The sequence below is a fragment of the Streptococcus sp. 1001283B150225_161107_H12 genome, assembly GCF_015552665.1.
Classification (GTDB): domain Bacteria; phylum Bacillota; class Bacilli; order Lactobacillales; family Streptococcaceae; genus Streptococcus.
The window spans coordinates 691,182-703,859 of sequence record NZ_JADNFC010000001.1 but is presented as its reverse complement, the minus strand read 5'-3'; the positions used below and the strand labels follow the sequence as shown (position 1 = coordinate 703,859).

Here is a 12,678-nt window from a genome sequence, read left to right as displayed (position 1 = left end):
TTTCAGAAAGGAATTTCCATGACAAAACTTATTGCGATCGTTGGAACAAACTCCAAACGTTCAACAAACCGCCAACTACTTCAATACATGCAAAAGCATTTTGCTGACAAGGCAGAGATTGAGTTAGTTGAGATCAAAGATATCCCTGTCTTCAACAAGCCAGCCAACAAACAAGTTCCTGAAGCTATCTTAGAGATTGCTGCGAAAATTGAGGAAGCTGATGGCGTAATCATTGGTACACCAGAATATGATCACTCCATCCCTGCTGTATTGATGAGTGCACTTGCTTGGCTATCTTATGGGATCTATCCATTATTAAGCAAACCAGTGATGATTACTGGTGCTTCTTATGGTACACTTGGTTCATCTCGTGCCCAATTGCAACTGCGTCAAATCTTGAACTCACCAGAAATTAAAGCCACTGTCCTTCCAGACGAATTCTTGCTTTCTCACTCTCTTCAAGCATTTGATCAAAATGGTGATTTGGTAGATCTTGACGTCATCAAGAAACTCGACGCCATCTTTGATGATTTCCGTATCTTTGTTAAAGTTACTGAAAAACTGCGCAACGCTCAAGAATTGCTTCGCAAAGATGCCGAAGACTTCGACTGGGAAAACTTGTAAGATAGGAGACATACTAGCATGAAATTTGTAGGACTTGTAGGATCGAACTACGATCAATCATATAACCGCAAACTTTTGGAATTCATCCGTCGTCACTTCAAGATCAAATTTGAATTGGAAGTTCTTGAAATCGATGAAGTTCCAATGTTTAACCAAGATGAGAAATGGGACGAAAGCTTCCAATTGCGTCTCCTCAACAATAAAATTACCCGTGCTGACGGTGTGATTATCGCAACTCCTGAACACAACCACACTATTTCCGCTTCCCTCAAATCTGTACTGGAATGGCTCTCCTATGAAGTGCATCCTTTTGAAAGCAAACCGGTCATGATCGTGGGTGCTTCTTACTATGACCAAGGGACTTCTCGTGCCCAAGTTCACCTTCGTAAGATTCTGGATGCTCCAGGTGTCAATGCCTATACCCTTCCAGGGAACGAATTCCTTCTAGGAAAAGCGAAAGAAGCTTTTGACGCAGATGGCAACATCATCAACGAAGGGACTGTAAAATTCCTTGAAACTTGCTTAGATAACTTTGTGAAATACGTAGGAGTCGTTTCTAAATTGAAAAAACCAAAACCAATTGAACCAGAAGATTTGGATTGCGGAAAACCAATCGCTACTACTATTACTGAGGTTGATCCGGATGATCCAGATTGGGTAGAAAAAGTAGCAGAAATTACAGGAGCTGTATCTGGTGATACTTATGTCAAATTGGACCACGGTATCCTGACTGTTAATCAAATCGATATGTTCTTGAAAGCTATGCCTTTCGAATTGACATATGCTGATGACAACAACCAATTCCTCTACTACAACAATGCCCACCAAGATCCAGATACCATGTTTGCAAAACGCGTGCCACCTCAATCAGGTAGCCGGATGTCAACCGTTCACGGTTCTCTTCCACCAGCACGTATGAAAAATGTTGAATGGGTCATCGGTACTCTTCGCAACGGAAACCAAGAATATGTTCGTACCATTGTTCCAGGGTCTCCTGAAGGCGTGATCAATACTCACAACTATCAAGCTATGTACTATCCAGATGGTTCATATGCTGGTATCAACGAAATCGTCTTTAACTTCCAGCCATGGTTGGATTGGTACCTTCAAACAACTGGTCAACGTTTAGTAGGCGGTAGCGGACCATTCGCTCCTGCTGGCGGCCATGGGGATGCAGACGCAACTTCAGGTGCTTCAGATGCTGGAGGACACGGTGACGGAGCTGCTGATGCTACATCTGGTGCAAGCAACTAATAAAAAGAGAGTGGGACAGAAATCGGTAATTCATTAGAATTCGATTTCGTCGTCCCACCTCCGCACAGTTGAGTAGGGCTGTAAAAGCTGATGAAATCAGCGTAGTAGAGCCCACTCAACCACTGCGTCTTGCTCGACATCCAAAGACAATTGAGAGGCTAGGACTTTTGTCCCAGCCTCTTTTATTTCAACTCTTTGATAATCTTCTTAGCATCTTCGTTTGAAATTGCCCCTAATTGAACATGTCCAATCTTTCCTTGGCTATCGATAAAGACTTCCGTAGGGATCGAACGGACTTGGTAATTCATAAAGGCAGATCCATCCGGATTGTACAAAACAGGAACTGATTGATAGTCTTGTTCGGCAAACCATTTGACGAACTCTTCTTCAGTTTTTTCCCCTTGCATCCCCGGTGCCATAACGGTAAGAATCTCAAAGTCTCGGTCCTTTTCTTCGACCAGTTTATTCAGTTCAGGCATACTTTGCCGGCAAGGACCACACCAAGTTGCCCAGAATTTCAAGTAAACCTTTTTGCCTCTATAGTCTGAAAGTTTGACCGTATTCCCCTTCATATCCTTTAGCTCGAAGTCACTAGCTTCTTTTCCTACTAAAGGATGTTTACTTGTGCTAGTATTGGTCATTGATTGATTATCCATGGATTGATTGTTCATGCCACTTTCGGACTGATTCATAGAGCAAGCAGTCAGGATGGATAGAGAAAGAAGCGAAAAACAAGCGTATTTAATAGCTTTCATAATGAGTAAACCTCCATTTGATTTATGAAAAGATAGCAGACAAGCTATTCAATTGTCCCAAGAGTAACAAAATCCCCATAATGATGATGATCAAGCCACCAATTTTCTTCAGTAACAAGAGATGGGGTTTTAGACGATTAAAGTATGGGAGAACAATCCCAGACGCTAAGGCCAAAAGTAAAAACGGAATAGCCATCCCTAGTGTATAGATAAAGAGATAGAGAGCACCCATGAGGGCATCTTGACCATTTGATGCTGCTAAGGCAAGTACAGAGCCTAGAACCGGACCGATACATGGCGTCCAGCCAAAGCTAAAACCAAGCCCAAGTAGAAAAGCTGAAAGTAATTCATTCTTGTGCTTGTTCGCCCCGAAATCCATTGTTTTTTGCTTTTCTAAGAAATTAAAGTGAAAGACTTCCATCTGATGAAGGCCAAGAATAATAATCAGCGCTCCCATCAAGTATCGGAACCAGTTGGTGTACATGATTTGACCAAGTAGACCTGCTCCGAAACCAATAATGAGGAAAATAACAGAAATCCCTGCGATAAAACACAAGGTCTTTACAAGACCATGCCAGCGAATCTTCTTCCCGAAAATTTGGATGGATTTTTCCTGATCACTTCCTAGCAAAACCCCGATGTATACCGGAAGCAAAGGAAAGACACAAGGAGAGAAAAAAGAGAGAATCCCTGCCAGAAAGACAGTGAAGGAGAAAACGATTTGATTCATAAAACACTCCGTATATTGATATGCTACAACTAGTATAACATTCCAACTCCTAAATTAAAAATTTCTGCTACGCTTTGATTTCTAAACGATCATTTAGAAACTAGTTTCAAAGCCAAACAAAAACTCCAAAGCATATCACTTTGGAGTTCAATTGACGACTTATTCTTCTTCTGCACTTTGTTTATTTGGCAAGAAAAGAGAGAGGACAATACCAACTACTGCTGGGAGTAACCATGGGAGGGATTGGGCAGCAAATGGTAAAGTTTTAATGACGTTTGCCAGACCTGTAAGTTTGAAGGTGCTTGCAAGAACATCTGCAATCGCCACCAAGCTAACTAAGAAAATAGTTAGTTGCATTCCTGGTTTTGATAGTTGAGTAAATTTATTTACAATCACAATCAACACAATAGTAATAGTAATTGGATAGAGGATCATCAAGGCAGGTAATGAATAGGCAATAATGGCGCTCAAGCCAAGATTGGCAATCGCAAAACCAATCAAAGTGAAGACTGTCGCATAGACCTTGTAAGAGATTTTAGGGAAGGTGTTATGGAAGAATTCCCCGGTCGACACGATCAAACCGGCTGTTGTAGTGAAGCAAGTCACCGTCACCATACCTGCAAGGAAGATTTGAGCAGCTGGGCCAAAGATAGCCTTGGTCGCTTCTGAAAGAACATAGACCCCTTTATTGGCATCAGATGCCATTACTTTTGCTGGAATTGGGAAATGATTTCCAAGGTAACCCAAGCCAATGTATAAAATACTAAAGCCAATGGCTACAACAATCCCAACGATCCAGATGGTTTTAATGTATTCCTTTTTGCTGGTGAAACCAAGTTGATTAAGGGTAGTTACCGCAATCACACTAAAGGCCACTGAAGCGAGGGCATCCAAGGTATTATACCCTTCAAGGAAACCTTGACCAAAGGCAGATGCTTGGTAGGCTTCTGTTGCTACTTGTGGCGCGTGTCCGCTGTACTTGAGAGCACCTAGGACAACCAGTACTACGATCAAGATTGCAAAGACAGGAGTTAAAATCCGACCAATACTATCTAAGATTTTAGAAGGGTGAAGGGCAATCAAATAGGCTAAACAGAAATAAACCAAGGTGAAAACGAAGAGACTAAGTTTTCCACTTGAATTTCCTAACAAGGGGGCAATCCCAACTTCGTAGGAAACGGTAGCCGTTCTCGGAATGGCAAAGAAAGGGCCAATAGAGAGGTACAAGGCTACTAGATAAACGATAGCAAACCAAGGGGCGATTTTACGTGAAATCTCATGAATATAGCCTTTAGGATTGAGCGTCCCAATAATCAAGGTAATAATCGCAATTCCTACTCCTGATAAGACAAATCCAGCAATAGCTGGCCAAAAATGGCTACCCGATTGGGCACCTAGTGCAGGCGGAAAGATTAAGTTCCCTGCACCGAAGAAAATACCAAATAACAGTAAACCTGTTAAGGAACCTTTTCGTAACATGTGTTCTCCTTTACATTTTTCAATCTTATCTAGTATATCAGCTTTCTTCCACCACGGCAATTCTTTTTACTGGAATAATTGCATTTAAAAATAACTTAAGACAAAGAAGACTCTACTGTAGATTCTTATATACTTCTTCATCCATTAATTAAAAAAGTGCTTCTCTGCTATCTAACAGAGGAGCACTTTTTGTTTTTAATCTTCACTAAAGCGTCGGTATTGGATGCGGAAATCAAAATAATTCTCTTCCTGAAGTTTACGGAAGATATCGCGATAGGCCTCCTCATCGAAGCCCTCTCCTCGGTAGAGAATCTCGAAACTAAGGTCTTCGTATTCAAGAAAAGCATTGGCTGTTTTAAAGCCATTTCGAATATAGAAATCCATCCGAGCTTGACGTTGCTCTAGATTATCACATTCTTCATCCAATCGCTCAACTTCTAACAACATGGTCCGTTGGTAAAATTCCACTAATTTTTCAATAATTTCTTGACCATAGCCGTGACTCCGCAAGTGAGGCATAATGGCAAAGAAACTGACGTAAAAGGCCTTAGCATTTGAAATAGCAAAGGCAAATCCGACAAATTCTTCCTCATTGTAAAAAGCGAAAAAGTGAGCGTCATCATTATCCGTATAGCGTAAAAACTCCGATAAAGGAATCCGTTCCTCTTCTGGAAAAGCCTCAATGTTTAGCCTTTCGACCTTATCCAAATCTGGGAACGTTTCAGTGATTAATTGGCTGGTTAAGCGCATAAAGCCTCCATTTCTGCTACGATTATAGCAAATAAAACAACCACCTTCAAGAAATCCGACTTCTAACAAAATGAAGTGTTTTGCCTAACAAACAAGAGCGACTGCTCTTTTTTGACGTTTTTATTGAGCTTCTACTTTCTTGGAAAATTGGCTCATGTACAAGTCGTAATAGAATCCTTTTGCTTCCAAAAGAGACTCATGGTTCCCCTGTTCGATGATTTGCCCCTCTTTAAGAACTAAAATCTTATCCGCTTCTTGGATTGTAGACAAGCGGTGAGCAATGACAAAGCTAGTCCGTCCCTTCATCAAGTTCTTCATAGCCTTTTGAATCAAGAGTTCCAGACGGGTATCCACTGAGGATGTCGCTTCATCCAAAATCAAAATTTTAGGATCAGCTAGCAGGGCACGCGCAATAGTCAACAACTGCTTCTGTCCCAAAGAGATATTACTAGACTCTTGGTTCATCTCCATATTGTAGCCCCCCGGAAGCGTCCGGATAAAGTGGTCTACATTGGCAGCTTTGGCAGCAGCGACAATCTCTTCGTCTGTTGCATCCAAGTTTCCAAAGCGCAGATTTTCTTTTATGGTCCCTTCATAAAGCCAAGCGTCCTGAAGAACCATCCCAAACTGCTTGCGATAATCTTGGCGAGATAGGTCGCGGATATCATGTCCATCTACCGTAATAGCCCCCTTGGTCACGTCATAGAAACGCATCAGCAGATTGATTAGCGTGGTTTTCCCTGCCCCTGTCGGTCCGACAATGGCCACCATCTCACCAGGCTTGACTTCCAGGTTAAAATCACGGATCAATGGCTTATCTTCCACATATTGGAAGTCCACATGGTTAAAGCTAACCTGTCCAGTCAATTCCTTGTCTAGAGCTTCATTTTTACCGAGTACTTCATCTGGTTCATCAAGGACTTGGAAGACCCGGTCCAGTGAAGATTTGGCACTTTGCAAGGTTCCAGCTAACTGGCTCAAGTTCTGAATAGGCTGATTGATTTGCCAGACATACTGGACAAAAGCCTGCATGTTCCCAACTGTCAGACGACCGGCAAGAACTTGAATGGCACCGATAACTGCGACCAAAAGATAGGTCAAATCAGAGATTGCATTCAGAATAGGCATCATCAGTCCGGAAATAAAATTCGCTTTAAATCCAACTTGCTGCAGACGACGGGTAATGTCACGGAAGTCTTCTTGCGATGATTCTTCCCGTACATAGAGTTTTAAGACGTTGAAACCACTCAAGTTTTCCTGAACAAAACCATTTAGAGCTCCAAGGACATCAGCCTGCTCCTTAAAGTAAGGCTGGGATTTCTTCATAATCAACTGGGCACCAAAGAAGGTGATCGGGATAGAAGCAATCACAATCAGCCCCAAAGTGAGGTTGAGATAGAGCACCATAGCGATGACCAAGCTTAAAGTGAAAATGGCATTCACAATTTGAAGGAAGGACTGCTGCAAGGCGTTTGAAACCGTCTCGACATCACTGGTAAAGCGACCCAGAAGATCGCCAAATTGGTGCTGATCAAAGTAAGAAACAGGAATGCGATTAATCTTCTCAGATAGGTCATTACGCATATCCTCGATCATACTTTGGACGGCATTGGTCATGAAATAGTTGGAATAATAAGATCCAAGCTCATACAAAACTCCCCGGAAGAGATAGACAATCATGACCCAACCAACATAGCCGGCGTTAATCTCAGCTCCCGCTACTCCTCTAGCCATATCTGTCAGGTTAGCGGTCAATTCTGTGATAGCAAGCCCTAGAATATAGGGCTCAATAACACTCATAACCACACTCAGAATCTTTAGGAGTGTAGCGAAAATAACGGCAAAACGATAAGCTCTTAGATAGCCCCAAAGACGTACAAAACTGGAACGTTTTTCTTTCATTTTCTCCCCCTCCTATTCTTCTGTTAATGATTGGTTATTCAACTGAGAGCGAGCAATCTCACTGTAGATTTCATTGGTTGCCAGGAGTTCCTCGTGGGTTCCACGACCGACGATTTCCCCATGATCCAAGACGATGATTTGATCCGCATCCATGATGGTCCCAACCCGCTGGGCTACGATCAAGACGGTCGCATCTCCTGTTACTTCCTTGAGACGTTTTCTTAGTGTTGCATCTGTCTTGTAGTCAAGAGCCGAGAAGGAATCATCAAAGATATAGATATCCGGCTCCTTAACAACTGCACGCGCAATGGATAAACGTTGTTTCTGTCCACCAGAAAGGTTGCTTCCCCCTTCTGCTAAATGAGTGTCAAACTGCTCTTCCTTGCTTTCGATAAACTCTTTAGCTTGGGCCACATCTGCTGCCTTGTCTAGTTCCTCAATGCTGGCATCTTCTTTTCCGTAACGAAGGTTTTCAGCAATAGTCCCCGTGAAGAGTAAGGCCTTCTGTGGGATGAATCCAATCTTATGGCGCAAGGCTTTGACATTGAAATCACGCACATCTACACCATCCACTAAGATTTTCCCTAGGGTCACATCATAGAATCGAGGAATCAACTGTACCAGAGAGGACTTTCCAGAACCGGTCGAGCCGATAAAGGCTATGGTTTCGCCCGGCTTAGCCTTAAAGGAAATATTATGAAGGACTGGACTCTCTGTCTCACCAGGATAGGCGAAGGTTACATTGTCAAACTCCAAATAACCCTTGGTTTCAGTCTCAGTAACTCCATTTTCATTTGGATCGATAGAAATCGGCATATCCATGATTTCCTTCAAACGATGACTAGAAACAGCTGTCCGTGGATACATGGTAAAGAGATTAGCTAGGAATAGGAAAGAAAGCAAGGCATGGAAACTGTATTCGATAAAGGCGACAAGATTCCCGATTTCTAAACTTCCATCCCCTAGAGGATCCAAGGCGAACCACACAATAGCTACAATCATGGCGATGATGATTTGGACAAAGAGCGGCTCCGTCAAGCCGGTCAATTTAAAGAGTCTATTGGAGTTGTCCGCATAGATTGCATTGGCTTGGCCAAATTTTTCTTCTTGGAATTCTTCACGCGCAAAAGCACGAATCACCCGAAGTCCCGTAAGGTTTTCGCGCGCATATTGATTGAGTTTATCCAGGGTTTCCTGCTGCTTCTCTGACAAAGGTTTGGTCTTGATAGCTACATACCAGACGACCACAGCCAAAAATGGCATCGAAATCGCCACAATCCAGGCAAGCGATGGACTCGTCTGTAAAATTAACAGAATACTCGACAGCATCATGATAGGGGTAATGACGCCAAGCTTCAACATCTGATCAGAAAACTGCATCAAGACGAAGGCATCAGACGTCATCCGCGTTACCAAGGAAGAAACCCCAATCTTCTCATACTCATGGTGGGAATATTCCTGAAGCTTCTCATAAAGATCATTTCGCATATCCATGACCATGGTGGTAGTGATCTTCCCAACTGCATAGGCCAGAACGATTCGACCGAGAATCCCCACAATGATCACACCAAACATAATCCAGGCCCAAAAATAAACCCGTTCCATATCTCTCGGATTGATCCCCTCATCAATCATACGAGCTAGAACAGTTGGCAAACCGAGATTGACAATCACAAAAAAGATGGCTGCTGTAAAATTCAAACACAACCATTTTGGATATTTTCTCAAATAGGACCAAATATATCCCATACCTTTCTCCTCTCTATACAATAAAAAAGCACCCTCAAGCACTTTTTAAGCTATTTTACAAAGCACGTTGGCTCCTTCAAGTCATCCCTATTATATCAGATCCCCCCTAGGCTAGCAAGGAAAAGAGCTGATGAAAAGCAAAGAATAAAAAAGAGGATAGCCTCCGCTATCCTCTCTATATACGATTATTTTTGACGTTTGAATTTTGCATCTTTGAAGAAAGCAAAAACTTCATAATCACTAGAATCAGCTTTTGATACATCCAAAGTCAAAACATCACCATCAATCTTATACTTGACTTTATCTTTACCACCTTCTGCTGATTCAAGAGTTTTAGCATTCTGATCAGCTTTCAGGTCAATTGTTTTCTCCTTGCTTTCACCAAGAGCTTTCATTTTGATAATCATCTTAGCTTTTGTATCTTTGATTTCAATTGTCATTGTCAAATCAAATTGATCAATAACCTGCTCAAGTTGCTCATCAGTAGCCCCTTGCTTTTTAAGGATACTTTTAATTTGATCCTTCTCAGCTTTATAGACATATTTCCCATTGTCGCTAGTTGTAGAACCACAAGCTACAAGGAAAATTGCACCAACTGCCAATAAAGCAGCAAAGACAAGACGTTTAAAGTATTTCATCAGAAATCTCCTTTTTTGTTTATAAAAACTATTCTATCAAAAAAATAAAAGTCTAACAACATAATAAATTAGTAAAAACTTGGAAAGTAGAACACTATTCGGTGGAGGCAACACACTCCCAAAAATTAGGGTTTCGATTTGATAAATCCAACAGAAATCAGCATTTTGATTAGCTCAATACCTATTTTCTGGAGACCCAAAAAGTAGATAGCCCTATACTATCTACTTTATATATTTTATTTTTGACGTTTGAATTTTAAATTTTCCTAATTTATATTATTTCATCAAATATAAAAGAATTGTAGATATGTTGATTGACAGAAATTAAGTTTAAAGAAGTATGATTTAAAAAAATAGACAATCATTTAATCCTCAAAGATTTCTGATTCCTATTTTGTGTTTAATAGTTTCATTCGGTTAAAAAGCTGCTAATATCACTTTCGGACTTAAATGCAATCGAAAACAGCTTTCTAATCTTGAAAAATTTAGATAGAATCCTACAGTAGACAAAGTACAGAATAAATTTTTTTAAAAAAACTTAATCTCAAAAATGTACACAAAAAAACCGAGGCCTAAACCTCGGTTTACATTTTGATTGGAAACTCTATTATTTAAGAGTAACAATTTGCAAATCCTATTTTCCCCCAGTATTAGTGGGTTAATTCCTCAATTTTCAACCTTGGCAGGAATTTGGTAGGTAAATTGATAATCCAAGATTATCTAAACTGTTTGTAATCTCTTCTGAAATTGTTGAATCACCTGAATAATACCAGTGACTATATGTATTCAACGTGGTTGACTTATCAGCGTGTCCTAATCGATATGAAACATATAAAGTGTCCTTATGTAACACATTTATAAGATAAGATGCATGACTATGTCTTAATCCTTTCCCCGTAATTTCTGGTACGCCAGTAATCTTAGCATGCCTTTTTATTATCCTAGAAATTGTAGACTTACACAAGGGGGCACCAAAACGTGATACTACATAATCTTTATCATCATTCTTGATTTGAACTTCTCGCCATTTTTTAAGTATTGTAATCGTAAAATCATCTAAATCAATTTTACGATTCCCTGCTATTGTCTTTGTTTGTTGTTTAGCATACCATACACCGTTTTTATCTTTTTCAATTGTCGAATGAACATGAATCCATTTACGTTCAAAATCAATATCTTCCCATTTAAGAGCAATACCCTCACTAACTCTTAAACCAGTCATAAAATATAACCAGATCGTCATGTAGTTATGGAGTCCCTCATACTCACTAATATCAAAAGAGTTTATTACTTTCTTAAATTCATCAAAAGTCCAAAATTTTGTATCAGGGTGCTTTCCTCTAGGATTATCTAATCCTTTAAAAGGAACTCTATCAATATAACCCAATCTTTCTGCATAACCCAGACATGCTTTAAATCTAGACCACATATTTTTAGCATAGTTACTAGAATACTTGTCTATAATAGCTAAGCGAAATCTTTCACAGTCAATAGTACTAATATCTGATAATTTTTTACTACCAAATTGCTTAATAAATAACTGATGATGTGGTAAAGCGGTCTGATAAGTTACAAATTGAACTTTTTGTTGATAATATTTTAAATAAATCTCTTCCATAAACTCTCTAAAAGTTAGAAAACTATTATTAATAGTAGAGTTCACAAATTCATGTTTTAAACGAAGTATCTCTTCATATGCTTCCTTAAAAGAATTAAACGGTAGTCCCTGTTGATTTTTCCTTCCTTTCTTTTGAATTCTTTTCCCAGTTATTGGATCAACTCCTAATTCAATTTGAAAATAAATTTTTCCTTTTGAATCTTTGTATACACCTTTATATTTCTTTGTCTTTGATATAACCATTTTTCTCACCTTCTATATCTGAAAAAGAAATACCAATTAAATTTTCTACAATATTTTTAGGAGCAATGCCTAACCTTTTATTATCGAAAGGTGAACATCCTAATTGTACCGCATTCTTATCATTTTTTCTAGCTTCTTCAAACTTTTTTACAGCAATCTTTTTTGCTTGTCTAATAATATTTCTTGATGTGTGCTCTGGAAAACCAATCGCAACTAAATCTTTATAGTTTACTGTTTCCATGATATTATTACTTCCTTTCTTAGATTTTTTCACCTCCATGGCATGACTGATGAAGTCATCATAAGAATTTCACTTACTGCTCTTTTACGGTGGCAGCCTGAACGGTCAGAAGTATCATTGTATATCATTTGTATCATGGCATATAAAGTATCGCTCTATTTTATTGATGGTTTTAAAATCGCTCTTATCATGGCGAGCCATTCAAATCTGCTCCACAAATGAGGAAAGTACCATTTTGGACTATTCAAATGTCAAAGAACAAATAAAAATCTCCTCATTTTCACACTCTATGAAATTGAGGAGATTATTTTCTAAAGCGAATTTTATCAGGAAAATCTGTCAATCCCAATAGATAGTCTGTACTGACATCGTAAAAGTTTGAGAGAGTTACCAATACATCTGCCGTCAAGGCATGCTCACCCCGTTCAATTTTAGCATAAGCTGAGTTTGTAAACGAAAGTATTTTAGCTATTTGTTTTTGGGTCAAATCGTGATCTTCCCTCAAATCTCTCAAACGTCTGTACATCTAGCTTTCTCCTGAGAAAAGTATAATATATAAAACTAGGAAATCTTTCAAAGTGTCCAAACTGGACATTTTGAACTAAAATTAATTTATTAAACGCTTCTCATAAGCATATCTATTAACCGTCTGAGAGCAAATATTTTATCAACTATTTAAAATTACTGACTTCAAA

General features: G+C 39.5%; 12 protein-coding genes. 2 read left to right on the top strand and 10 right to left on the bottom strand.

Annotated elements, in window-relative coordinates:
- Positions 1 to 18 precede the first annotated feature (18 nt).
- Positions 19 to 624 (top strand): NADPH-dependent FMN reductase, encoded by a 606-nt coding sequence (locus tag I2C87_RS03245; protein ID WP_006596326.1) that lies wholly within the window; start codon positions 19 to 21, stop codon positions 622 to 624.
- An 18-nt stretch (positions 625 to 642) separates the two neighbouring features.
- Entirely contained in the window at positions 643 to 1,878 is a 1,236-nt protein-coding gene (locus tag I2C87_RS03240; protein ID WP_048691258.1) for an NAD(P)H-dependent oxidoreductase, read from the top strand.
- A 182-nt stretch (positions 1,879 to 2,060) separates the two neighbouring features.
- On the opposite strand, the gene I2C87_RS03235 is transcribed toward I2C87_RS03240, so the two are convergent.
- The 10 genes from I2C87_RS03235 to I2C87_RS03190 form a co-directional block, all read right to left on the bottom strand.
- On the bottom strand, positions 2,061 to 2,633 hold the full coding sequence (locus I2C87_RS03235; RefSeq protein WP_195323921.1) for a TlpA family protein disulfide reductase: 573 nt from the start codon (positions 2,631 to 2,633) through the stop codon (positions 2,061 to 2,063).
- 22 nt (positions 2,634 to 2,655) lie between these two features.
- Complete coding sequence (gene ccdA2, locus I2C87_RS03230) at positions 2,656 to 3,363, bottom strand: thiol-disulfide oxidoreductase-associated membrane protein CcdA2 (protein WP_023023299.1); 708 nt, start codon at positions 3,361 to 3,363, stop codon at positions 2,656 to 2,658.
- A gap of 159 nt (positions 3,364 to 3,522) precedes the next feature.
- Positions 3,523 to 4,842: a branched-chain amino acid transport system II carrier protein gene (gene brnQ, locus I2C87_RS03225; protein ID WP_195323920.1), complete on the bottom strand. Its 1,320-nt coding sequence runs from the start codon at positions 4,840 to 4,842 to the stop codon at positions 3,523 to 3,525.
- Between the two features lie 195 nt (positions 4,843 to 5,037).
- Positions 5,038 to 5,592, bottom strand: a complete 555-nt coding sequence (locus tag I2C87_RS03220; protein ID WP_048716068.1) for a GNAT family N-acetyltransferase — start codon at positions 5,590 to 5,592, stop codon at positions 5,038 to 5,040.
- A gap of 120 nt (positions 5,593 to 5,712) precedes the next feature.
- Positions 5,713 to 7,494: an ABC transporter ATP-binding protein gene (locus I2C87_RS03215; RefSeq protein WP_195323919.1), complete on the bottom strand. Its 1,782-nt coding sequence runs from the start codon at positions 7,492 to 7,494 to the stop codon at positions 5,713 to 5,715.
- A 12-nt stretch (positions 7,495 to 7,506) separates the two neighbouring features.
- Complete coding sequence (locus I2C87_RS03210; RefSeq protein WP_195323918.1) at positions 7,507 to 9,243, bottom strand: ABC transporter ATP-binding protein; 1,737 nt, start codon at positions 9,241 to 9,243, stop codon at positions 7,507 to 7,509.
- A 185-nt stretch (positions 9,244 to 9,428) separates the two neighbouring features.
- Positions 9,429 to 9,881, bottom strand: a complete 453-nt coding sequence (locus I2C87_RS03205) for a hypothetical protein (protein ID WP_129822036.1) — start codon at positions 9,879 to 9,881, stop codon at positions 9,429 to 9,431.
- A gap of 673 nt (positions 9,882 to 10,554) precedes the next feature.
- Complete coding sequence (locus I2C87_RS03200; protein WP_195323917.1) at positions 10,555 to 11,742, bottom strand: tyrosine-type recombinase/integrase; 1,188 nt, start codon at positions 11,740 to 11,742, stop codon at positions 10,555 to 10,557.
- Positions 11,714 to 11,983, bottom strand: coding sequence for a DUF3173 family protein (locus I2C87_RS03195; RefSeq protein ID WP_000450956.1), 270 nt, complete (start codon positions 11,981 to 11,983; stop codon positions 11,714 to 11,716). Before I2C87_RS03195 ends, I2C87_RS03200 begins: the two co-directional genes overlap by 29 nt.
- 304 nt (positions 11,984 to 12,287) lie before the next feature.
- The gene (locus tag I2C87_RS03190) at positions 12,288 to 12,509 is read right to left on the bottom strand and encodes a helix-turn-helix domain-containing protein (RefSeq protein ID WP_000286248.1); all 222 of its coding nucleotides are present in this window, start codon (positions 12,507 to 12,509) and stop codon (positions 12,288 to 12,290) included.
- Positions 12,510 to 12,678: the final 169 nt, after the last annotated feature.

Excerpts from the sequence above, each read along its gene's own strand:
- I2C87_RS03245 (WP_006596326.1), top strand. The coding sequence starts at position 19 with ATGACAAAACTTATTGCGATCGTTGGAACAAACTCCAAACGTTCAACA.
- I2C87_RS03240 (WP_048691258.1), top strand. The coding sequence starts at position 643 with ATGAAATTTGTAGGACTTGTAGGATCGAACTACGATCAATCATATAAC.
- I2C87_RS03235 (WP_195323921.1), bottom strand. The coding sequence starts at position 2,633 with ATGAAAGCTATTAAATACGCTTGTTTTTCGCTTCTTTCTCTATCCATC.
- ccdA2 (WP_023023299.1), bottom strand. The coding sequence starts at position 3,363 with ATGAATCAAATCGTTTTCTCCTTCACTGTCTTTCTGGCAGGGATTCTC.
- brnQ (WP_195323920.1), bottom strand. The coding sequence starts at position 4,842 with ATGTTACGAAAAGGTTCCTTAACAGGTTTACTGTTATTTGGTATTTTC.
- I2C87_RS03220 (WP_048716068.1), bottom strand. The coding sequence starts at position 5,592 with ATGCGCTTAACCAGCCAATTAATCACTGAAACGTTCCCAGATTTGGAT.
- I2C87_RS03215 (WP_195323919.1), bottom strand. The coding sequence starts at position 7,494 with ATGAAAGAAAAACGTTCCAGTTTTGTACGTCTTTGGGGCTATCTAAGA.
- I2C87_RS03210 (WP_195323918.1), bottom strand. The coding sequence starts at position 9,243 with ATGGGATATATTTGGTCCTATTTGAGAAAATATCCAAAATGGTTGTGT.
- I2C87_RS03205 (WP_129822036.1), bottom strand. The coding sequence starts at position 9,881 with ATGAAATACTTTAAACGTCTTGTCTTTGCTGCTTTATTGGCAGTTGGT.
- I2C87_RS03200 (WP_195323917.1), bottom strand. The coding sequence starts at position 11,742 with ATGGTTATATCAAAGACAAAGAAATATAAAGGTGTATACAAAGATTCA.
- I2C87_RS03195 (WP_000450956.1), bottom strand. The coding sequence starts at position 11,983 with ATGGAAACAGTAAACTATAAAGATTTAGTTGCGATTGGTTTTCCAGAG.
- I2C87_RS03190 (WP_000286248.1), bottom strand. The coding sequence starts at position 12,509 with ATGTACAGACGTTTGAGAGATTTGAGGGAAGATCACGATTTGACCCAA.